We start from the raw sequence: 19408 nt of genomic DNA, 5'->3' as shown, positions 1-19408 counted from the left end.
CAAACCGATAGCAGCGGCTTTCGGCACGGTCATGCAGTTTCGGAACTCGGGCCATCGCATGCGCGTAGCGTCGGGACGCACAAGGCGTATACCAACGCGCCACATTGAAGGAGCAATTCTCATGCGTACTTTTGCAATCGTCAGCCTTGCAGCACTGGCCCTGGGCGTTTCGGCCTGTTCGGCCGAGACCGGAAACAAGACCGATGCCGCTGCCGAGGCTGCAGGCGATGATATCGAGGCCAATGTCGATGCCGCTGGCGAAGCGATCGACGACACCATGGATGATGTCGAAGCCAGCGTCGATCAGGCTGCCAAGGATTTGGATGCCGAAGCCGACAAGGCCGGCGACAAGATCGAAAAGGAATGGGACGACGCCAAGGCTGAGGTCCGCAAAGAAACCGACTGAGGTTCGCCTTACAACAGACTAGCCTGCTCGATCGCCTGTGATCGGGCAGGCAGGCTGAAGCGCATCCCGTCCTCGCCCATCACCACATCGCCCGAATAGGCATCTGCCACCCCGCGCAGATAATAGGGATGCAGCAGCCGTGTCGGCATGCGCGGCACGATATGGGTGAACACCAGCATGCGTGCGTTGCCGCGCCGGGCCACGCCTGCCACCGCCACAGGCGAACTGTGATAATTGGTGGTGTCCGCCATGATCTTGGCGATCCGGGTATCGCCGCGGGACTTGGCCGTAGCCGAAATCCTGTTGACCATGTCGATGTTAAGCACCTCGTGCACCAGGACATCGCAGCCATCGCACATCGCCGAAACCATCTTCGTCGGCTTGGTATCGCCGCTGATCACCACCGATCGTCCCTTGTAGTCGAACCTGTAGCCTAGAGCCGGCTCTATCGGGTCGTGATCAACTCGGAAGGCGGTAACGCGGACGCCCTCGCGCTGGTACACCACCGCCTTGTCCGCCGGGCCATCGACCGTGATGATGTTGGCGCGCGCACCTGCACCGCTGCGCGGCATGATGTCGGCGCCATGGTGCGCGATGCGATAGCCGTAATCGGCGGTGTAGGCGGTATCGAAACCGGCCACGACGCGCTCGACGCCCTGCGGCCCATAGACCGGCAGCGCAGCCTTGCGCCCACTGCTTGCCCAGCGCAGCATCAGCACCTCGCCGAGCCCGTCGATATGGTCCGAATGGAAATGGGTAAGGAACGCCGCGTCGATCTTGCCCAGCGACACCCCGATCTGGCCGATCCTGCGGCCAGCGCCCGAGCCTGAATCCACGAGGAAAACCTGCTTGCCCGCGATCACCAGGGTGCAGGGGCCGGAGCGCGCAGGATCGGGCAGGGGCGAACCCGTGCCGCACAGGATGACGTGCAGCCCGTCCTCAAGATCGTCGGTCGCATCCTTGCCATAGCTGGCTTCCAGAGCCCGGGAAAAAGCGATCTCGCCAAGGCGTTCGCGCGTGGCCCACAGCGTCGCGGCAATCGCTGCCACCACCAACAAAAGCACGACCAGACGGCGCATCGGCAATCCCCTCGATATTATGTCACTATCTATGCCATAACATTGGGGGGATTGCCAGTGGCGATTAGCGGGCGAAGATTTCCGATTGGAACAACGTAAGCCCCAGGTGAGGGAGGGGGGTTTTCATCGTAGCAAGGTATAACCTTCGCCACCGCCGTAAAAGGTGGCTTGGCAGAGCCATCGGTGCACCATAGACTGCCTCTGCCCGCAACTGGCGCATCGAGATGGACCACCATCAGGGAGCGGGCGGTATCGTTTCTGTCGCGCGCCTGGGCAATCTGCTGATCGAAAGGCATGGCCCATGACCCAAGCAAAATCACCCTTCAATGTCGTGTTCGTCCTGTTCGACAATGTCACCCAGCTCGATTTCACCGGCCCCGCGCAGTTCCTGTGCCGGATGCCGGAGGCCAAGGTGCATGTCGCGGCGGCGAGCCTCGATCCGGTGATGACGGATGTCGGGTTCGGCATCATGCCCACAGTGACGTTTGAAGATTGTCCTCAGGCCGATTTGCTGTGCTTGCCGGGAGGTCTGGGCGTTGCGCCTGCGCTCAGCGATGTTGCGCTGATCGCGTTCGTGCGGGCACAGGCATCGGCCGCGCAATGGGTGACCAGCGTATGCACCGGCGCATTTATCCTTGGCCGGGCAGGTTTGCTGCAGGGAAGGCGTGCAACAACCCACTGGGGCTACACCAGCCTGCTGCCGATGGTGGGGGCCTTGCATGAAGACGCGCGCACCGTGTTCGACGGCAACGTGGTGACAGCAGGCGGGGTGACTTCGGGGATCGACTTTGCGCTGACGATCATCGCGCACCTGCACGGCGAGGATGTCGCGCGTTCGCTGCAGCTCAACTTCGAATACGACCCCGCGCCGCCCTTTGCCGGGGGCACGCCTGCCAACAGCCCGCCGCACATCGTGCAGACCATGCAGACCCGGTTCTACGACGCCCGTTCGGCCGAGATGGAGGCCGCGCTCGTCGCCACCGCGTAACACGAAAAAGGGCCGGAAGGTTTCCCCTCCGGCCCCGTTTTCTTGTGCGTTGGCTTGGTAGCCGAGCAGCGTGGATCAGAAATCCATGCCGCCCATGCCGCCCATTCCACCCATGCCGCCGGGCATGCCGCCGCCCGAAGACTTGTCTTCAGGTGCGTCACAGATGGCAGCTTCGGTGGTGATCAGCAGACCGGCAACCGAGGCAGCGTCCTGCAGGGCAGCGCGCACGACCTTGGTCGGATCGATCACGCCAGCGGCCACCAGGTTTTCGTACACATCGGTCGATGCGTTGAAGCCCAGCGTTTCGTCGTTGCCGTCGAGCAGCTTGCCCGAAACGACAGCGCCATCATGGCCTGCATTCTGTGCGATCTGGCGAACCGGAGCGTACAGTGCCTTGCGGATGATATCGATGCCGCGGGTCTGGTCGTCGTTGAGGCCGGTCATGCCTTCGAGCGCACGGGTTGCATAGAGCAGCGCCGTACCGCCGCCGGGGACGATGCCTTCTTCGACGGCTGCGCGGGTTGCGTGCAGTGCGTCGTCGACGCGGTCCTTCTTTTCCTTCACTTCGACTTCCGAAGCGCCACCGATCTTGATCACGGCAACACCGCCGGCGAGCTTCGCCAGACGTTCCTGCAGCTTTTCACGATCGTAATCGCTGGTGGTGTTCTCGATCTGCGAGCGGATGGCTTCCACGCGGGCCTTGATCGCGTCGGCTTCACCGGCGCCATCAACGATGGTGGTGTTGTCCTTGTCGATCGAAACGCGCTTGGCCTGGCCGAGCATGCCCAGGGTCACGCTTTCCAGCTTGATGCCCAGGTCTTCGCTGACCATTTCACCCTTGCTGAGGATCGCGATATCTTCCAGCATCGCCTTGCGACGATCGCCGAAGCCAGGCGCCTTGACCGCAGCAACCTTCAAGCCGCCACGCAGCTTGTTGACCACCAGGGTCGCCAGCGCTTCGCCTTCGATGTCTTCTGCGATGATCAGCAGCGGACGACCGGTCTGGACGACAGCTTCCAGGATCGGCAGCATCGCCTGCAGGTTCGACAGCTTCTTTTCGTGGATCAGGATGTAGGGGTTGTCGAGTTCAACCGTCATCTTGTCCGGGTTGGTGATGAAGTAGGGCGACAGATAGCCGCGATCGAACTGCATGCCTTCAACGACATCCAGTTCCGATTCCATGCCCTTGGCTTCTTCGACGGTGATGACGCCTTCCTTGCCGACCTTTTCCATGGCCTGCGCGATCATCTCGCCGATTTCCTTCTCGCCATTGGCCGAGATAGTGCCGACCTGGGCGATCTCGTTGGTGCCAGCGACGGGCTTCGAGCGCGCCTTGAGCGATTCGACGACCTTGGTCACCGCCAGATCGATACCGCGCTTGAGGTCCATGGGGTTCATGCCGGCAGCAACCGACTTCATGCCTTCGCGCACGATGGCCTGGGCCAGAACGGTGGCGGTGGTGGTGCCGTCGCCTGCGATGTCATTGGTCTTGGAAGCAACTTCCTTGACCATCTGCGCGCCCATGTTCTCGAACTTGTCCTTGAGTTCGATTTCCTTGGCGACGGTGACGCCGTCCTTGGTGATGCGCGGTGCGCCGAAGCTCTTGTCGATGACGACGTTGCGGCCCTTGGGGCCCAAAGTCACCTTGACGGCGTCAGCGAGGATATCAACGCCGCGCAGAATGCGTTCGCGGGCGTCGCGGCCAAACTTTACGTCTTTAGCAGCCATGAGTGTGTTCCTTTATGTCGATTGAGGTCAGTCGGGTTGATCGGATCGATCAGCCCAGAATGCCCAGAATGTCGCTTTCCTTCATGATGATCAGGTCTTCACCATTGATCTTCACTTCGGTGCCCGACCACTTGCCGAACAGGATCTTGTCGCCAACCTTGACGTCGAGGGCGATGCGATCGCCGTCCTCGTCGCGGGTGCCTTCACCGATGGCGATCACTTCGCCTTCGGAGGGCTTTTCCTTGGCTGCGTCGGGGATGATGATCCCGCCAGCGGTCTTTTCTTCGGCTTCGATGCGGCGCACCAGAACCCGGTCGTGCAACGGACGAAATGTCATGCGTTAAGCCTTTCCTTGCGTCACTGAAATTAGTGAAACCCCCTGCGCGGCAGGCGCATCGGATGATGACCGCGTCCGCGATTAGCACTCTATCGGGGTGAGTGCTAACGAAGCGCTAGATAGCGGTCGCCGCGCTGTGGTCAACCCATGCGCAGCGGAAATTTTTGCGTGAGCGCAGCAAACGGGGTAACCTCGCATCATAACGGGACGAACGGAAAGATGGGCAGGCGGGGCAAGCCATCCTCGCTGCTCGCACGTGACCACTCAAGCACCATGATCCACCGAACCGAGAGGACCTTGAAGATGTCGAATTCCATGCTCACCCTGGGCGCTGCCGCTGCCGCCGTTCTGGCCGCTGCCACCGTCGCCGCGACCCCCGCCGCTGCTGCCGGCGAAAAGGAAAAGTGCTACGGCGTATCGCTGAAGGGCAAGAACGACTGCGCCGCCGGTCCCGGCACCTCGTGCGCCGGCACCTCGACGGTCGACTACCAAGGCAGCGCCTGGAAGTATGTCGCCAAGGGCGAGTGCTCCAAGATGGGCGGCTCGCTCACCCCGCTCAAGGGCAACACCAAGCCCGCGCCCAAGGGCTGATTGCATCCGATGGTCGAAGGCCCGATGTTCCTGCCCCCCGAAACAGGCATCGGGCTGAAGCCGGCCCACTATCGCGAAGTTCTGGAGTCCCCCAACGGCTGCCCCGGTCCTGCATGGGTCGAGGTGCATCCCCAGAACTATTTCGTCGATGGTGGGCCGCCCCATCGTTGGCTGACCGCGGTTGCAGAGCGCCTTCCGCTGAGCTTTCACAGCGTCGGGCTGTCGATAGGTACGGCCGAGGGGCTGGATGAGGACGAGCTGGAACAACTCGCCCAGCTGTGCGACCGGTACAACCCCGCCAGCGTCTCCGACCACCTCAGCTGGTCGGGCAACAGCACCGACCGCTACGCCGATCTGTTGCCCATCGCCTACACCCGCGCCACGCTCGATCATGTCGCAGCGCAGATCGGACGGGTTCAGGATCGCCTCAGACGCCCGCTCCTGATCGAGAACCCGTCGCGTTATCTGGCCTTTGCGCGCGACGAAATGGATGAGGTCGATTTCATCCACGCGCTTTGTGCGCGCAGCGGCTGCGGTTTGCTGTTCGACATCAACAACGTCGAGGTCAGCTGCACCAATCTGGAGCTCGATCCTTTCGCCTGTGTGGATGCGATCGATCCCCAGATCGTGGGCGAGATCCATCTCGCGGGCCATGCCACCGAGTGGCACGACAATCGCCCGTTGCTGATCGACGATCACGGCAGCCCGGTCAGCGCATTGACCTGGCAGCTGTTCGACCGGTTTATCGGCAGGGCAGGGGCAAGGCCCGTGCTGATCGAATGGGACACCGATGTGCCCGAATACGGCGTGCTGATGGCCGAGGCGGCGCGAGCCAGCGGCCACATGGCACGCGCTGCTGCTGCCCGCGCAGTACTGAGTGCGTGACACCATGACCGACCTCAAGGCCGATCAGGCACGTTTCATCGCAGTGCTGCAGGAGGGACCCGCCGCCTTTCCCGATGGGCTGTTCGCAGGCGAGCCATCGCGTGCGCTGCTCGGTCTCAAGGCGCACGCCAACACCATCAGCCACGCCCGGCTGGTCGCGCTGGAACAGACCTATCCGCGCACGCTCGAGCATCTGGGGCACGCCTCATTCAATGCACTGTCGCGCGAATTCATCGAGCTGCCCGATGTGCGCCAGCGCAAGCTCATGCAGATAGGCGAGGGCTTTTCTGCGTTTCTGGCACTCCGCCACCCCGACCGGCAGGTGGCCGATCTCGCTGCGGTGGAATGGGCCTGGCTGCAAAGCTATCATGCAGCAGATGCGCCAGCGCTGGCGCTCGGCGATCTGGCGGCTTACGACGAGCCGGGGCTGCTCGCGCTGGAGGTGGTACTGCATCCCTCGAGCCGGATCGTCGCCACCGGCAGCGCGGTGACGGAGCTTTTCCCCGAAGTGGAGGCCAGCTGCGCGTCCTGTGCGGCGATCCTGGTCACACGCCCGCTGGACACCGTCCGGCTGCTGCCTCTCAACAGATTACAGGCCCAGATTGCGCATGGCGCACAAAATTGCGCGACCATGGGTAACCTTCTGCAGACGGCCATCGAAACATTGGGCGAGGCAGAGGCCTTGTCGACCGTGTTCGCCTTGATCGAGGCGGGCATGCTGGCAAGACCGGGGGGCTGAGACCTGGCAGGCGCGTTCCGGCAGCAACGGACATCCGTTGAGGCGCGCGGTGACGGGCAGATGGCCTTCCCGAACTTCCAATGCCTCTGATGTTTCAGGCCCATATGGAAGCCTTGCCCATGATGTCTCTGCTCCAGCGCCCCCTTGCGCTGCTTGATACACGGTTGTTCGAGGGGGTTGCCCTTCTGGTTGTGCGGCTGGCGCTTGCGGCGCAGTTCTGGCGTTCGGCGCGCACCAAGATCGTCGACGGAAGCTGGCTGGAGATCGATCCCATCACCTTCGATCTGTTTCGCGACGAATACCACATGCCCGTGCCCGAGATCACCGGCGTCATTGCGACCTATGCCGAGCATGCCCTGGCTGCGCTGGTGATGCTGGGGCTGGCGACGCGGTTCGGCGCGGCGGGGTTGCTCGTCATGACGGCAGTGATCCAGCTGTTCGTCTATCCCGAAGCGTTCTGGAATCCGCATGTGCTGTGGTTCGGCCTCGTGCTGGTGCTGCTGGCACGCGGCGGAGGACTGTTTGCGCTCGACCGGGCCTTTGACCGGTCGAGCAATGCCAGGGTGGCGCTGCGCTGATGCTTGCCGCTTCTCCGCTGGCCGCGTAGATTTCGAACCCACATGGCCAGTGAGGATGACACGCTGCGGCAATTGATGCTGGCTGCCCAGGCAGGCGACCGGCAAGCCTATGCGCGCCTGCTGCGCGCGTGCCAGATGTGGCTGACACGTTATTTCGCCCGGCGGATTCCCCCATCGCAGATCGACGATCTGGTGCAGGAGACGCTGATCTCGGTGCACCGCAAGCGCGCGAGCTATGACGGCGAGCGGGCCTTCCTGCCCTGGCTGGCCGCGATCGGCCGCTACCGATGGATCGATCACCTGCGCAAGGTCTATCGCGCCAGCGAAACCGGACTCGATGAAGCCCTGCACGCCGCACCGCAGGACGAGTCTGTAGTCGACATGCTCAGCGTCGATGCGCTGCTGCTGCAGTTGCCCGACCGGCAAGCCGAAGTGATCCGGCTGGTCAAGATCGCAGGCTACAGCATCAGCGAAGCCGCTGCGCGCACCGGCCAATCGGAATCGCTGGTCAAGGTCAACATCCATCGCGGTATCCGCCGGATGAGCGCGATGATCGAGAAAGTGTAACCCCATGGCTCACCGCCACGAACTCGTCTGGAACCTGTTGGATGCCTGCAAGGCGTCACCGTCTGCGCTCCGGTATGTCCCGTACAGCGCAACACGAATTGGATCTGATCATGCAGCATGATGCCTCCACTCCGGGCAAACCCGGGGTGGACCTCTTGGATATCGACAGGCTGGCAGGCGAACTTGTGCCCGTGCGCCGGTTGCGGGTGCGCGAGGGCCTGGCGATTGCGCTCGCGATGATGGCGATTTGCGGTCTGGCGATCGGCTTTGGCCTTGGCGTGCGGGGCGATGTCGCCAATGGCGTGCCGCACTGGATGTTCATCGCGCGCTCGGCGACGCTGCTGGGCCTGGGGACCGCTGCAGCGGCAGCAGCGCTGTCATCGGCCAGCCCGTCGATCGGCGGCGCCCGCCGCACGTTCTGGACATGGACTCTTGCCATCGCCTCGGTCTTCCCGCTGGGCGCGATAGGGGTGTGGATCGGCGATGTCCGCTCGCTGGACGACGCCCGCAGGTTTCTCGATCCGCAATACGGCATGCAGTGCCTTCGGATGAGCGCGCTGTGCGCGGCATTCATCGGCACCGCGATGACGGTTTGGATGAAGCGCGGTGCCCCCGTCTCGCCCAACCGCTCGGGATGGCTGGTCGGGCTCGCATCCGGCAGTCTGGGCGCTGCTGCCTACTCGATCAGCTGCAGCGAGAATGTCGTGATGTACATCGGCACGTGGTACACACTGGCGATTGCCGGCTGCGCCATCGCCGGGCGGCTCATCGTACCCCGGGTTCTGCGCTGGTGAACCGTTCGCCACGTCGGTTATCGAACGCTGTTCGCCGTCTGTCGCGCGAAGCGGTGGCATTTGGCATCAACGCCCCCTAGATACAGGTATGGGGCACATCCGCCCGCAGCGGAGCTTTTTGGATCATGGGTTTTGTCAAAGGCGCCTGGAAGGTGCTGGTGGCCATCAAGGACGGGCTCGTCCTGCTGGCCATGCTGTTGTTCTTCGGGATCATCCTTGCCGCGCTGTCGTCGCGGCCCAATCCCGCCGCGGTGACCGAAGGCGCTTTGCTGGTCAAGCTGGACGGTGTGATCGTTGAGGAGCCCGAGAATATCGACCCCATCGCCACGCTGCTCGGCGGCCAGGCGCCGCTCAAGCAGTTCCGCGAGCGCGACGTTATCCGCGCCATCGACACCGCAGCTGAAGATGACCGCATCAAGGTCATCGCGCTCGATCTCGACCGGTTCATGGGCGGCGGGCAGGTTTCGCTCGAGCAGATCGGCGAGGCGATTGGCCGCGCCAAGGCCAAGGGCAAGCCGGTTTACACTTTTGCGACCTTCTACAGCGATTCCGCCTATCTGCTGGCAGCGCATGCCAGCGAGATCTGGATCGATCCGATGGGCGGCGCAGCCTTCACCGGACCGGGGGGATCGCGCCTGTATTACAAGGACTTCCTCGACCGCTTCAAGGTGACGGCGCATGTCTATCGGGTCGGCACGTTCAAGAGCGCTGTCGAACCCTATCTGCGGTCCGACCAGTCACCCGAAGCCAAGCAGGCGCTGCTTGCGGTGTATCAGCCGATCTGGGCCAACTGGCAGGCCAATGTGAAGAAGGCGCGGCCCAAGGCGGATCTGGCGAGCTATATCGCCGATCCCGCCGCCGCGGTCACCGCAGCGAACGGCGATCTGGTCAAGCTTGCGACCGACCGCAAGATCATCGACAAGGTCGGCGACCGCACGGCGTTCGGCAAGCGCGTCGCAGCGCTCGCCGGGGCAGACGAGGACGAGGGGCCAGGCGCTTTCAAGCACACCAGCCTGGGCGACTGGGTCGCGGCCAATCCTGCCAAGACCGGCGGCGATGAGGTCGGGGTTATCACCATCGCGGGCACGATCGTCGATGGCGAGGCCGGACCCGGAACCGCAGGCGGCGACCGTATCGAAAAGCTGCTGCACGAAGGGCTGCAGCGCGACAACCTGAAGGCGCTGGTGGTTCGCGTCGATTCGCCGGGTGGTTCGGCGTTCGCGTCGGAACAGATCCGCCGAGCTATCGAGACATATCGCGGCAGGAAGATCCCCGTGGTCATTTCGATGGGCAACGTCGCAGCCAGCGGCGGCTATTGGGTCGCGACGGCAGGCGATACCATCTTTGCCGAGCCTTCGACGATCACCGGATCGATCGGCATCTTTGCCGTGCTGCCGAGCTTCGAGCGCGCGCTTGCCGACTATGGCGTGAAGGCAGATGGCGTTGCCACCACCGATCTGTCGGGCCAGCCCGATGTGTTCGGCGGCTTCAACAGCACCGTCGACACCTTCATCCAGGGCACGATCGAGCATGACTATCGCCGGTTTCTGGGACTGGTCGGCAAGGCGCGAGGGATGACCCCTGCACAGGTCGACCAGATCGCGCAGGGCCGGGTCTGGGATGGCGGCACCGCCCGCCAGATCAAGCTGGTCGACCGCTTCGGGTCGATCGACGATGCGATTGCCGAGGCGGCGAAGCGCGCCAAGCTCAAGGATGACGGCTATTCGGTGCGCTATCTGCAAACCGAGCCCGATGCCTTCGAACAGTTCGTCTCCGGCATGTTCGGTCCGACCGAGGACAGCCAGCAGGCCCATGGACTTGTCGCGCAGCTCGCCTGGCAACAGCAGGCGGCGCTGGGGCAGGTGATCGGCGATCTCAACGTGCTCGGCGGGACCCAGGGCGTGCAGGCATGGTGCCTGGAATGCTCGGGCGCTCTCCCACCGCGGACGTCCGCGCGGGCAGAGCTCGGCTGGCTCGCGCAGATGTTGAGCCTCAAGGGAACCTGAGCCCGATCGACTGCGTAGCGATGGGTACAGCTTTTCACCGTTACGCAGGAGATCATCCATGGCCAACCCGTCCGACCAGCAGAACGACCAGCACCCCAATGACGGCAAGGAATTCGGCGAAGGCAACTACAAGGCCGCGCAGAATTATCGCGAAGCGCAGGAAGAATTCGCCGCCGACAAGGACCGGGTCGCCGACAAGGCCCGCGAAGCCGCCGACGCGCTCGATGGCGCCGAAGCTGAGGACCTCGCCAAGGCCGAAGCTGCTGCGCGCGACGGCCATTCGGCCTGATTTCCCAAGATGGACCGTGCTGCAAAGTGCGGTCGATCCGGGCAGGGGATCGAATAGACCTAGCCAATAAGCGTCCAATCCCGCTAAGGCAGGCCGGATGGACGTTCATCTTACTTACAAGGCCACCGGACTGGTGATGGCAGGCGGCGCTTTGGGCGCCGCGCTGCGATTCCACGGCACACAGCTAGCGGTGCGGCTGGGCCACACCGGCTATCCCTTCGCCACGCTTGGCGTCAACGTCATCGGCGGGTTCGCCATGGGCGTGGTCGCGGCGCTTGTTCTGCGCGGACATGTGGGCGAGCCGATACGCCATTTCGCTGCTGTCGGCGTGCTTGGCGGCTTCACGACATTTTCGGCCTTCAGCCTCGAGATGTTCCAGATGATCGAACGTGGACAGATGGCTCTGGCGCTGGGCTATGCGCTGCTGTCGGTCAGCCTGTCGCTTGCCGCGCTCGCTGCCGGATACGCCATCACACGGGGCCTGACATGAAGCCTCCTGTTGGCAAGACACCCGCAAGGCGTGCTGCTGCGCCCGCGCGCAAGCGCATGCCGGCGGCGCCCGCCGCGGCCATTCACGGCGCGAGCGAGGCACGCCAGTTCACCATCGATACCGATGACGACGGCATCCGGCTCGACCGCTGGTTCCACCGCCATCTGCCCGACGTGAACTTCAACCTGGTCTCGCGCTGGGCGCGCACCGGACAGATCCGTCTTGATGGCAAGCGCGTTGGCCCCGGCGACCGCATCGCCGCCGGCCAGACGATCCGCATCCCTCCTTCAGAGGTCGAACCCGAGCGGTCGGTGGCACGCGAAATGCCCAAGACGCTCTCCGACGATCAGATCGCTTATGCGCAATCGATGGTGATCCACCGCGATCGCGCCGCTTTGGTTATCAACAAGCCGCCGGGTCTGGCGACGCAGGGCGGTACGCGCACCCATGCGCATGTCGATGGCCTGGGCGAGGCTTTGATGTTCGACAGCGCGGTTCGGCCGCGGCTGGTCCACCGGCTCGACAAGGACACCTCGGGCGTGCTGCTGCTCGCCCGCACCCCGGGCAGCGCGGCCTATTTCGCCAAGCGCTTTGCCGGGCGCAACGCCAAGAAGATCTACTGGGCGCTGGTCGTCGGCGTGCCCGATATCTATTCGGGCCTGATCGAGCTGCCGCTCGCCAAGCAGCCTGGGACCGGCGGCGAAAAGATGCATGTCGACGAGGAAAACGGCCAGCCATCGCGTACCGCCTATCAGGTGATAGAGCGCGCGGGATCGCGTGCCGCCTGGGTCGCGCTCCAGCCCTTTACCGGACGCACCCATCAGCTGCGCGTCCACATGGCGGCGATTGGCCATCCCATCGTCGGCGATGGCAAATATGGCGGACAGAACGCGTTCCTGACCGGCACGATTAGCCGCAAGATGCACCTGCACGCGCGCCGCCTGCGGATCGCGCATCCCGATGGCCCCGCGCTCGATGTCACCGCCGAATTGCCCGAGCATTTCGCCGAATCGATGGAGAGCCTAGGCTTCGACCTGGCGCTCGGCGAAACCGCCTTTGCCGACGACACGCCCGAGCCCGCCACCCGCGAAGTCAAGAAGCAGCAGGCACGCGCACACGCCAAGACGATCCGCAAGGAACGGCGCGGAGAGCGCCGCAGCCGCTCGACCGCCGCTGCACCTGTCGGCAAGGGCAAGCCTGCGGGCAAGGCCAAGCCCGTTACCGGCGGCCCTGCCAAGCCGGGCGGCCGCACCAAGCCGGTCACTCCGCGCGCCGCGCCCAAGCGGACACCCCGGCGCCCATGACGACGCGGCTTGCGATCTTCGACTGCGACGGGACGCTGGTCGACAGCCAGGCCAATATCTGCCGGGCGATGGAGATGGCTTTCGCCGCCGAAGGGCTGGGGCATCCGGACCATCACCGCGTCCGCCGCATCGTCGGGCTGTCGCTCGTTGAAGCGATGCGCGTGATGCTGCCCGAGGCCGAGCCGCAGTTTCACGTCGTGCTTGCCGATCACTACAAGAACGCCTTTCACGAACTGCGCGGCAACGGCACGCTGCAGCAGGAACCGCTGTATGACGGCTTGACCGAACTGCTCGACCGGCTCGACCGGCAGGGCTGGATGCTCGCGGTGGCCACCGGCAAATCGGATCGCGGGCTCGACCTGTGCCTGACGCATCATGGTATCAAGCACCGCTTCGTGTCACTGCAGACCGCGGACCGCCACCCCTCCAAGCCGCACCCGTCGATGATCTATCAGGCGCTCGCCGATGCTGGCGCAGAACCGCATGCTGCGGTGATGATCGGCGACACCAGCTATGACATGGCGATGGGCGTTGCAGCCAACGTCCGCGCGATCGGGGTCGACTGGGGCTATCACGACGCTGCCGAACTGACCCAGGCGGGAGCGGACAGCATCGCCTATTCGATGGACGAGCTGTTCGATCATATCGCGCAGGGCGCGGCATGACCGCCGAAGATAGCCAGGCCCGCACGCGCTTCTTCGTTATCGGCGCGGTCCGGCTGGCCGGTGCCATCACCATCGCTCTCGCGGTCGCGATCACCTATGGCCGTATCAGCGGCGTCCCGCGCGAATTCGGGTATGGATTGCTGCTCTTCGGCATACTCGAAATGCTGATCGTCCCGCAGATCCTGGTCAAGCGCTGGAAAAGTCCATCATCCGAATGATCGCCATACCATGAAGCGCTTCTACAAGACCGTTGCCACCCAGGCGGTGGCCGATGGCCATGCCCTGTTGCTGGATGGCCGCCCAGTAAAGACCCCGATGCGCCAGCCTCTGGTGGTGCCCACGCGCGCGATGGCACAAGCGGTGGCGGCCGAGTGGGAGGGGCAGGGCGAGGAGATCGTGATCGCCTCGATGCCGCACACCGGTTTTGCCAATGCCGCGATCGACAGGATCATACCCGAGCCCGACCGGTTCGTGAGCGATATCGTGGCCTATGGCGAGACCGATACGCTGTGCTATCGGGCCGATCCGGGGGAGCCGCTGGCCGAACGTCAGCAGCGCGATTGGGAGCCCATCCTTCAATGGGCCGAAAATCGCTATGATATCAGGCTGGTGCGGGTCGCAGGTATCATCCATCAACCGCAAGCACAGCACAGCCTGTCCCGCCTGCAATCAGTTGTTGCTGCGCATGACGGTTTCGTCCTGGCGGGGCTGACGACAATTGCTAGCATCGGCGGATCGCTTCTCGCAGCACTCGCATTGCTCCAAGAAGCCTTTGATTCCGAAACAATTTGGCGTGCGGTTTGCTTGGAAGAGCTTTGGCAGGAAGAGCTATGGGGCGCGGACTTCGAAGCGCTGGAGACCCGCCGCCTGCGTCGGGCCGCGTTTGACGACGCCAAGCGCTTTTGCTCTCTTGCGCAGGACACCGGCGGGGAACGTTAGGGGGCTCCCAGCGTTCCTTCTTTGTTGCTGTCAAATCCATCGGTGCCGCAACCGATCTGTGTCACTGGCTTGCAAAGGCCTCGGGACCGGTTGCGTGCACGCCATCTCAAGGAGAAAATCCCCCATGATGAAGTCTGCGATTTCCGTACTTTTCGTTTCGAGCGCCATGGCGCTGGCTGGAGCGCCCGCGCTCGCACAGGACGCCGCTGCCGCTGACGGCGCCGCAACCGCACAGACAACGCAGGCTCCTGCCACGACGCTGACCCCCGAACAGGCCGAAGCGCAGAACAAGGCGATTGCCGATTTCACCGCCGCGCAGCAGGCGCAGGCCGCTGGCAACCACGCCGAAACAATCGCGAAGCTGGAACCAGCCCTGCCGGTGATCAAGGAAATCGCCGGACGGGACCCCGCGAACATCCAGAATGCCGGCTTTTATGCCAGCGCGCTGACGATCGTGGCAAACTCGCAGGGAGCGCTTGGCAACATCGACGCCATCGCGCCGCTGTATACCGAAGCTGCTCCCCAGTGGACGAAGGTCTATCAGGCCGACAAGGCCAATGCGGGAGTGCGTGGCACGCTGGTGTCGATCCTCGTCAACCTGGGCAACTTCAGCCTGAACAAGCAGGACAAGGCTGCGGCCAAGCCCAATTTCGAGCAGGCGCTCGCAATCGCCAAGGAAGGCCGTGCGGCCGACCCGACTTCGGCTGATCTCGCCAATGCAGAATTCTCGAGCCTGATCGGTCTCAACCAGTCGACTGGCGAGGCGAGCTATCTCGAAGCCGCCAAGCCGCTGGGCGCTGAATTGCGCGAAAAGGGTACCGTCAGCGCGGCAAACAAGCCCGCTGTGGATGCGATCCTCGGCGCAGCCTGATCGCTACACCTGACAAAGGAAAACCCCGCCGGATCATCTCCGGCGGGGTTTTTCATGTCAGAAGCCTTCGTTCTTTTCGGCCTTTTCCGCCAGCAGCGGCGAGATCGTGAAACCGTGCTTCTTGAGGCCCTCGACGATCTTGGGGGTACCTTCCAGCCCCGCCCAGAACATCGGGCCGCCGCGATAGACCGGCCAGCCATAGCCGTAGATCCACACGACATCGACGTCGGAAGCGCGCTGCGCCATGCCTTCCTCGAGGATCATCGCGCCTTCATTGACCATGGTGTACAGCGTCCGCTCGATGATCTCCTGATCACTAATCTCGCGCTTGGGCATGTTCGAGCGCGAGCGGAAGTCCTCGATGATCTCGGCGACGCGAGGGCTCGGCGTAGGATTGCGCTTCTCATCATAGTCATAGAAGCCCGCGCCCTTTTTCTGGCCCCAGCGGTCCTCGGCGCACAGCGCGTCGCGGATCGACTCGATGCGGGTGGGGTCACGGTGCCAGCCGATATCGACGCCCGCCAGATCGCTCATCTGGAACGGCCCCATCGGCATGCCGAACTCGACATGCACGCGGTCAATCTGCTCAGGCGTCGCGCCTTCCATCAACAGCTTGTTGGCCTCGACCTGACGCGGCATCAGCATGCGGTTGCCGATGAAGCCATGGCAAACGCCAGCCACGACCGCGACCTTCTTGATCTTCTTCGCCAGCGCCATGACGGTCGCGAGCACGTCGTCGGCGGTGTTGGCGCCGCGCACGACTTCGAGCAGTTTCATCACATTGGCAGGCGAGAAGAAGTGCATGCCCAGCACATCCTGCGGGCGACTGGTCGAAGCGGCGATCTCGTCGACGTTGAGATAGCTGGTGTTGCTTGCCAGGATCGCGCCGGGCTTGGCGATCGCGTCAAGCTTGCCGAACACCTCCTTCTTGACGTCCATGTTCTCGAAGATCGCCTCGATGATCAGGTCGCAATCGGACAGGTCATCCAGCGAGAGGGAAGGGGTGAGAAGCCCCATCGCCTTTTCGACCTGTTCGGTGGTCAGGCGACCCTTGGCAGCGCTCGCCTCGTAATTCTTGCGGATAACACCAACACCGCGGTTCAGAGCTTCCTCGGCCTGCTCGACGATGGTTACCGCGATGCCTGCCGACAGGAAGTTCATCGTGATCCCGCCGCCCATGGTGCCCGCGCCGATGACGCCGACCTTGGCGATCGGGCGCAGCGCGATATCGCTGGCGATGCCGTCAATCTTGCTCGCCTTGCGCTCGGCAAAGAAGATGTGACGCTGCGCCGCAGACTGCGATCCAAACATCAGCTTCATGAACTCGGTGCGTTCAAAGTCGATTCCTTCGGCAAACGGCAGCCGGGTGGCAGCCTCGACACAGGCTATGTTGGCCGCAGGTGCGTCAAAACCGCGGAACTTGCGGGCGTTCTCCTTGCGGAAGGCCTCAATCGCGGCATCGTCGGGCGAAATCGTTCGCTCGCTGACGCGCGGGATCGGACGAATGGCCTTGACCTTTTCGGCCAACGCCAGCGCGGTGTCGAGCAGGGCGCCTTCCTCGGCCAGTTCATCGACCAGGCCCCATTTGTGCGCCTGGGTTGCGGAGATGGGATCACCCTTGGCGGTCATCTCGAGTGCAGCCTTGACCCCGACCACGCGTGGCAGACGCTGTGTGCCGCCTGCGCCGGGCAGCAGGCCCAGCTTCACTTCGGGAACGCCAAGCTTGGCCGAGGGCACGGCGACGCGGTAATGCGCACCCAGCGCTGTCTCCAGACCTCCGCCCAACGCGGTGCCGTGGATCGCGGCGATCACCGGCTTGTCGAACGCTTCGATCTTCGGGATCAGGTCAGTGAGGATAGGCTCAACCGGAGGCTTGCCGAACTCGGTGATGTCGGCACCTGCAAAGAAGGTCTGACCGGCGCAGATCAGCACCACGGCCTTGATGCCATCATCGGCGGAAGCTTGCGTCAGCGCGGCATCCAGACCGACACGCACACCTGCGCCCAGCGCGTTGACCGGGGGATTGTTGGAGGTGACGATCAGGATATCGCCGCGTTTTTCGGTGGAAATCGGGGAGTCGGACATGACGTGTGTTCCTTGTGCTTATTCGACTGCGGCGTAGAGCATCGTCTTGATCTCTCGCCGGATGGGATAGGTGCTGGATGGCATCAGCTGGGTCATGAAAATCATCACGATGTCTTCGATCGGATCGACGAAAAATGCCGTCGAGAACATGCCGCCCCAATAGAAATCGCCCACCGATCCCGGGACGCCCGTAGCGGCGGAATCGATCGTGGTGGCAAAGCCCAGTCCGAAGCCCGCACCCGCATTCTCCGCCTCGCTGAAAAGCGCCTTGCTGTGCTGGGTCAGGTCGCCGCCACCGGGGAGGTGGTTGGAGATCATCAGGTCGAGCGTCTTGCGACCGAGGATCCGCACCCCGTCCAGATTTCCGCCATTAAGCAGCATCCGGCAGAAGCGATGATAATCCGCGAGCGTCGACGCCATGCCGCCGCCGCCCGAAAGCTGGCTGGGCGCGCGACCCCAGGCGGTGGTCGCGCCGGGATCGTACATCTTCATCTTTTCGGTGGGATGGAAGACGAAGCAATCGGGCATGCGGTCGAGCTTGCTCTCGGGAACCTGGAAGTGCGTGTCGACCATGCCCAGCGGCCCGGTGACCCGATCGGCGATGATCTGATCGAGCGGCTTGTTGTCGACCCGCTGCAGGATCGCCCCCAGAATGTCGGTCGAGATCGAGTAGTTCCACGACGTGCCCGGATCGAACTGCAGCGGGATACCGGCGAGAATGCGGACAAGCTCTTCCAGATCGGGGCCGGCAAAGGCTTCCAGCTTGTGCTTGCGATAGGCCGCGTCGATCGGCGTGCGTTCCTGGAACCCGTAAGTGAGCCCCGAGGTGTGGCGCAGCAGATCGATCATCCGCATCGGCTGGCTGGTCGGCCGGGTGACGAACGGCTGGTTGCCGCCGCCCGAGACGAACACGCCCAGGTTCCTCCATTCGGGCAGGATGCGATGCACCGGGTCGGACAGTGCAATCCGGCCTTCCTCCACCAGCTGCATGAACGCGACCGACGTGATCGGCTTGGTCATGCTGGCGATGCGGAAGATCGCGTCTTCCTGCAACGGCTGGCCCGGTCGCGCTTCCCCCTGCAGCGACAGATGCGCAATCTCGTGCCCGCGCCCGATCAGCAGCGCAGCATGGGGCAGGCATTGGCTTTCCAGATATTTGCTGTTGATATGGGCGGGTATGCGCTCAAGCAAATGCTGGTTGAAGCCTAAGTCGGCCGGGTCAGACACAAAAATGCTCATCTGGAAAAATCCGTTGCTCCATGGGGGTTGTGAACTCAGGTGGCCGTCTGGCCGAAGCGTTGCCGGGCGTAAGGGTGCGAACTGGTGAGCCCGCCATCGACGACAAGCGCATGACCGTTGACATAGCTGGACCGGTCCGACGCCAGGAACAGCGCGGCTTCGGCGATCTCGTTGGGGACGCCGCCACGCTGCATAGGGTTGAGCTGGCCGATCTTGTCCTCAAAGCCTTTTTCGCGCGCCTTGGTGTAGATGAACTCGGTCATGCCTGTCTCGATGAGGCCGGGGCAGATCGCATTGCAACGCACGTCGCTTCCGGTCAATTGCTGCGCGGCGATGCGGACCAGATTGATGACCCCGGCCTTGCTGGCCGTGTAGGCCGGGCCGCCGGCGCCCGAGCGCAGGCCCGCCACCGACGCCGTGCAGATGATCGAACCGCCATTGCCTGCATCGGCCATGACCTTGCCGGCATGCTTGATCGCAAGAAACGGGCCGATGAGGTTGATCGCCAGGATGCGCTCCCACTCTTCCACCGTCTGGTCGAAGATGCCGTCGAACCCGCCCGAGATCCCCGCATTGGCAAAAAACACATCAAGCTTGCCATGCTGCTCGACCGCCTTGGCGACCAGCATCTCGACATCGGCTTCCTTGCTGACATCGGCCTGGATCGCGGTGATCGCATCGGGGTTCTGCGCTGCGGTCTCGTCCTGCTTGCCGGTGATGTCGCTGGCGATCACCTTGGCGCCGTGCTGAGCGAACAGCAGCGAACTGGCCCTGCCGATACCGCTGCCAGCACCGGTGACGATGGCAACCTTGCCCTGAAGATCCATG

The 19408-nt window shown here is 63.5% G+C and carries 22 protein-coding genes and 1 riboswitch; of the genes, 16 read left to right on the top strand and 6 right to left on the bottom strand.

The genetic code is table 11. The features are described 5' to 3' along the window. The first annotated feature begins 121 nt into the window (after nucleotides 1-121). Nucleotides 122-406, top strand: coding sequence for a hypothetical protein (locus BSY18_RS06560; protein ID WP_069050055.1), 285 nt, complete (start codon nucleotides 122-124; stop codon nucleotides 404-406). A gap of 8 nt (nucleotides 407-414) precedes the next feature. Here BSY18_RS06560 and BSY18_RS06555 read toward each other — a convergent pair whose 3' ends face one another. Next, nucleotides 415-1485: an MBL fold metallo-hydrolase gene (locus BSY18_RS06555; protein WP_069050054.1), complete on the bottom strand. Its 1071-nt coding sequence runs from the start codon at nucleotides 1483-1485 to the stop codon at nucleotides 415-417. A 197-nt stretch (nucleotides 1486-1682) separates the two neighbouring features. Beyond that, nucleotides 1683-1767, top strand: a riboswitch (ZMP/ZTP riboswitch). Between the two features lie 19 nt (nucleotides 1768-1786). On the opposite strand from BSY18_RS06555, the gene BSY18_RS06550 reads away from it, so the two are divergent. Then, a complete protein-coding gene (locus BSY18_RS06550) occupies nucleotides 1787-2473 on the top strand; it encodes a DJ-1/PfpI family protein (protein WP_069050053.1) in 687 nt (228 codons plus the stop codon). A 75-nt stretch (nucleotides 2474-2548) separates the two neighbouring features. On the opposite strand, the gene groL is transcribed toward BSY18_RS06550, so the two are convergent. Beyond that, nucleotides 2549-4201 (bottom strand): chaperonin GroEL, encoded by a 1653-nt coding sequence (gene groL / locus BSY18_RS06545; protein ID WP_054135261.1) that lies wholly within the window; start codon nucleotides 4199-4201, stop codon nucleotides 2549-2551. A gap of 49 nt (nucleotides 4202-4250) precedes the next feature. Then, nucleotides 4251-4538: a co-chaperone GroES gene (groES, locus tag BSY18_RS06540; RefSeq protein ID WP_054135260.1), complete on the bottom strand. Its 288-nt coding sequence runs from the start codon at nucleotides 4536-4538 to the stop codon at nucleotides 4251-4253. Nucleotides 4539-4841: 303 nt separating this feature from the next. Between groES and BSY18_RS06535 the strand changes: the two genes are divergently transcribed. From BSY18_RS06535 to BSY18_RS06470, 14 genes are all read left to right on the top strand, one after another. Next, entirely contained in the window at nucleotides 4842-5129 is a 288-nt protein-coding gene (locus BSY18_RS06535; RefSeq protein ID WP_054135259.1) for a BufA1 family periplasmic bufferin-type metallophore, read from the top strand. Nucleotides 5130-5138: 9 nt separating this feature from the next. Next, the gene (bufB, locus tag BSY18_RS06530) at nucleotides 5139-6014 is read left to right on the top strand and encodes an MNIO family bufferin maturase (RefSeq protein WP_069050052.1); all 876 of its coding nucleotides are present in this window, start codon (nucleotides 5139-5141) and stop codon (nucleotides 6012-6014) included. A gap of 4 nt (nucleotides 6015-6018) precedes the next feature. After that, nucleotides 6019-6753, top strand: coding sequence for an HvfC/BufC family peptide modification chaperone (locus BSY18_RS06525; RefSeq protein ID WP_162892626.1), 735 nt, complete (start codon nucleotides 6019-6021; stop codon nucleotides 6751-6753). 119 nt (nucleotides 6754-6872) lie between these two features. Then, nucleotides 6873-7331: a DoxX family protein gene (locus tag BSY18_RS06520; protein ID WP_083231620.1), complete on the top strand. Its 459-nt coding sequence runs from the start codon at nucleotides 6873-6875 to the stop codon at nucleotides 7329-7331. Nucleotides 7332-7373: 42 nt separating this feature from the next. Then, nucleotides 7374-7898 (top strand): sigma-70 family RNA polymerase sigma factor, encoded by a 525-nt coding sequence (locus tag BSY18_RS06515; RefSeq protein ID WP_069050050.1) that lies wholly within the window; start codon nucleotides 7374-7376, stop codon nucleotides 7896-7898. Between the two features lie 110 nt (nucleotides 7899-8008). Beyond that, entirely contained in the window at nucleotides 8009-8692 is a 684-nt protein-coding gene (locus BSY18_RS06510; RefSeq protein ID WP_171900185.1) for an NrsF family protein, read from the top strand. A gap of 125 nt (nucleotides 8693-8817) precedes the next feature. Further along, nucleotides 8818-10698 (top strand): signal peptide peptidase SppA, encoded by a 1881-nt coding sequence (sppA, locus tag BSY18_RS06505; RefSeq protein WP_069050048.1) that lies wholly within the window; start codon nucleotides 8818-8820, stop codon nucleotides 10696-10698. 58 nt (nucleotides 10699-10756) lie between these two features. Then, nucleotides 10757-10987, top strand: a complete 231-nt coding sequence (locus tag BSY18_RS06500; RefSeq protein WP_069050047.1) for a hypothetical protein — start codon at nucleotides 10757-10759, stop codon at nucleotides 10985-10987. Nucleotides 10988-11084: 97 nt separating this feature from the next. After that, nucleotides 11085-11477, top strand: a complete 393-nt coding sequence (locus BSY18_RS06495) for a fluoride efflux transporter FluC (protein ID WP_069050046.1) — start codon at nucleotides 11085-11087, stop codon at nucleotides 11475-11477. A gap of 56 nt (nucleotides 11478-11533) precedes the next feature. Beyond that, nucleotides 11534-12781: an RluA family pseudouridine synthase gene (locus tag BSY18_RS06490; RefSeq protein WP_069051751.1), complete on the top strand. Its 1248-nt coding sequence runs from the start codon at nucleotides 11534-11536 to the stop codon at nucleotides 12779-12781. Then, nucleotides 12778-13446, top strand: a complete 669-nt coding sequence (locus BSY18_RS06485; RefSeq protein ID WP_069050045.1) for an HAD-IA family hydrolase — start codon at nucleotides 12778-12780, stop codon at nucleotides 13444-13446. The genes BSY18_RS06490 and BSY18_RS06485 overlap by 4 nt, the downstream gene beginning before the upstream one ends. Beyond that, complete coding sequence (locus tag BSY18_RS06480) at nucleotides 13443-13664, top strand: hypothetical protein (RefSeq protein WP_069050044.1); 222 nt, start codon at nucleotides 13443-13445, stop codon at nucleotides 13662-13664. The genes BSY18_RS06485 and BSY18_RS06480 overlap by 4 nt, the downstream gene beginning before the upstream one ends. Before the next feature lie 10 nt (nucleotides 13665-13674). Next, entirely contained in the window at nucleotides 13675-14385 is a 711-nt protein-coding gene (locus BSY18_RS06475; protein ID WP_069050043.1) for an ATP12 family chaperone protein, read from the top strand. 124 nt (nucleotides 14386-14509) lie between these two features. Further along, nucleotides 14510-15256 carry a hypothetical protein gene (locus BSY18_RS06470; RefSeq protein ID WP_150126223.1) on the top strand — a complete coding sequence of 249 codons (747 nt, stop codon included), beginning with the start codon at nucleotides 14510-14512 and terminating at the stop codon, nucleotides 15254-15256. Between the two features lie 57 nt (nucleotides 15257-15313). Here BSY18_RS06470 and BSY18_RS06465 read toward each other — a convergent pair whose 3' ends face one another. From BSY18_RS06465 to BSY18_RS06455, 3 genes are read right to left on the bottom strand one after another with little or no spacing between them, the layout of a single operon-like run. Continuing rightward, complete coding sequence (locus tag BSY18_RS06465) at nucleotides 15314-17341, bottom strand: 3-hydroxyacyl-CoA dehydrogenase NAD-binding domain-containing protein (RefSeq protein WP_069050042.1); 2028 nt, start codon at nucleotides 17339-17341, stop codon at nucleotides 15314-15316. An 18-nt stretch (nucleotides 17342-17359) separates the two neighbouring features. Then, nucleotides 17360-18580 (bottom strand): serine hydrolase domain-containing protein, encoded by a 1221-nt coding sequence (locus tag BSY18_RS06460; RefSeq protein WP_069050041.1) that lies wholly within the window; start codon nucleotides 18578-18580, stop codon nucleotides 17360-17362. A 35-nt stretch (nucleotides 18581-18615) separates the two neighbouring features. Next, nucleotides 18616-19407: an SDR family NAD(P)-dependent oxidoreductase gene (locus BSY18_RS06455; RefSeq protein ID WP_054135245.1), complete on the bottom strand. Its 792-nt coding sequence runs from the start codon at nucleotides 19405-19407 to the stop codon at nucleotides 18616-18618. Nucleotide 19408 lies beyond the last annotated feature (1 nt).

The sequence above is a fragment of the Blastomonas sp. RAC04 genome (genome assembly GCF_001713435.1).
Lineage (GTDB): Bacteria > Pseudomonadota > Alphaproteobacteria > Sphingomonadales > Sphingomonadaceae > Blastomonas > Blastomonas fulva.
The sequence above is the reverse complement of the archived record's forward strand: the minus strand, read 5'-3'. Positions and strand labels throughout refer to the sequence as shown.

Coding starts and splice junctions, on each gene's coding strand:
- BSY18_RS06470 (WP_150126223.1), top strand. CDS start 14,510: ATGATGAAGTCTGCGATTTCCGTACTTTTCGTTTCGAGCGCCATGGCG.
- groL (WP_054135261.1), bottom strand. CDS start 4,201: ATGGCTGCTAAAGACGTAAAGTTTGGCCGCGACGCCCGCGAACGCATT.
- BSY18_RS06520 (WP_083231620.1), top strand. CDS start 6,873: ATGATGTCTCTGCTCCAGCGCCCCCTTGCGCTGCTTGATACACGGTTG.
- BSY18_RS06495 (WP_069050046.1), top strand. CDS start 11,085: ATGGACGTTCATCTTACTTACAAGGCCACCGGACTGGTGATGGCAGGC.
- BSY18_RS06555 (WP_069050054.1), bottom strand. CDS start 1,485: ATGCGCCGTCTGGTCGTGCTTTTGTTGGTGGTGGCAGCGATTGCCGCG.
- BSY18_RS06485 (WP_069050045.1), top strand. CDS start 12,778: ATGACGACGCGGCTTGCGATCTTCGACTGCGACGGGACGCTGGTCGAC.
- bufB (WP_069050052.1), top strand. CDS start 5,139: ATGGTCGAAGGCCCGATGTTCCTGCCCCCCGAAACAGGCATCGGGCTG.
- BSY18_RS06560 (WP_069050055.1), top strand. CDS start 122: ATGCGTACTTTTGCAATCGTCAGCCTTGCAGCACTGGCCCTGGGCGTT.
- sppA (WP_069050048.1), top strand. CDS start 8,818: ATGGGTTTTGTCAAAGGCGCCTGGAAGGTGCTGGTGGCCATCAAGGAC.
- BSY18_RS06480 (WP_069050044.1), top strand. CDS start 13,443: ATGACCGCCGAAGATAGCCAGGCCCGCACGCGCTTCTTCGTTATCGGC.
- BSY18_RS06490 (WP_069051751.1), top strand. CDS start 11,534: ATGCCGGCGGCGCCCGCCGCGGCCATTCACGGCGCGAGCGAGGCACGC.
- BSY18_RS06550 (WP_069050053.1), top strand. CDS start 1,787: ATGACCCAAGCAAAATCACCCTTCAATGTCGTGTTCGTCCTGTTCGAC.
- BSY18_RS06455 (WP_054135245.1), bottom strand. CDS start 19,407: ATGGATCTTCAGGGCAAGGTTGCCATCGTCACCGGTGCTGGCAGCGGT.
- BSY18_RS06525 (WP_162892626.1), top strand. CDS start 6,019: ATGACCGACCTCAAGGCCGATCAGGCACGTTTCATCGCAGTGCTGCAG.
- BSY18_RS06515 (WP_069050050.1), top strand. CDS start 7,374: ATGGCCAGTGAGGATGACACGCTGCGGCAATTGATGCTGGCTGCCCAG.
- BSY18_RS06475 (WP_069050043.1), top strand. CDS start 13,675: ATGAAGCGCTTCTACAAGACCGTTGCCACCCAGGCGGTGGCCGATGGC.
- groES (WP_054135260.1), bottom strand. CDS start 4,538: ATGACATTTCGTCCGTTGCACGACCGGGTTCTGGTGCGCCGCATCGAA.
- BSY18_RS06535 (WP_054135259.1), top strand. CDS start 4,842: ATGTCGAATTCCATGCTCACCCTGGGCGCTGCCGCTGCCGCCGTTCTG.
- BSY18_RS06465 (WP_069050042.1), bottom strand. CDS start 17,341: ATGTCCGACTCCCCGATTTCCACCGAAAAACGCGGCGATATCCTGATC.
- BSY18_RS06460 (WP_069050041.1), bottom strand. CDS start 18,580: ATGAGCATTTTTGTGTCTGACCCGGCCGACTTAGGCTTCAACCAGCAT.
- BSY18_RS06510 (WP_171900185.1), top strand. CDS start 8,009: ATGCAGCATGATGCCTCCACTCCGGGCAAACCCGGGGTGGACCTCTTG.
- BSY18_RS06500 (WP_069050047.1), top strand. CDS start 10,757: ATGGCCAACCCGTCCGACCAGCAGAACGACCAGCACCCCAATGACGGC.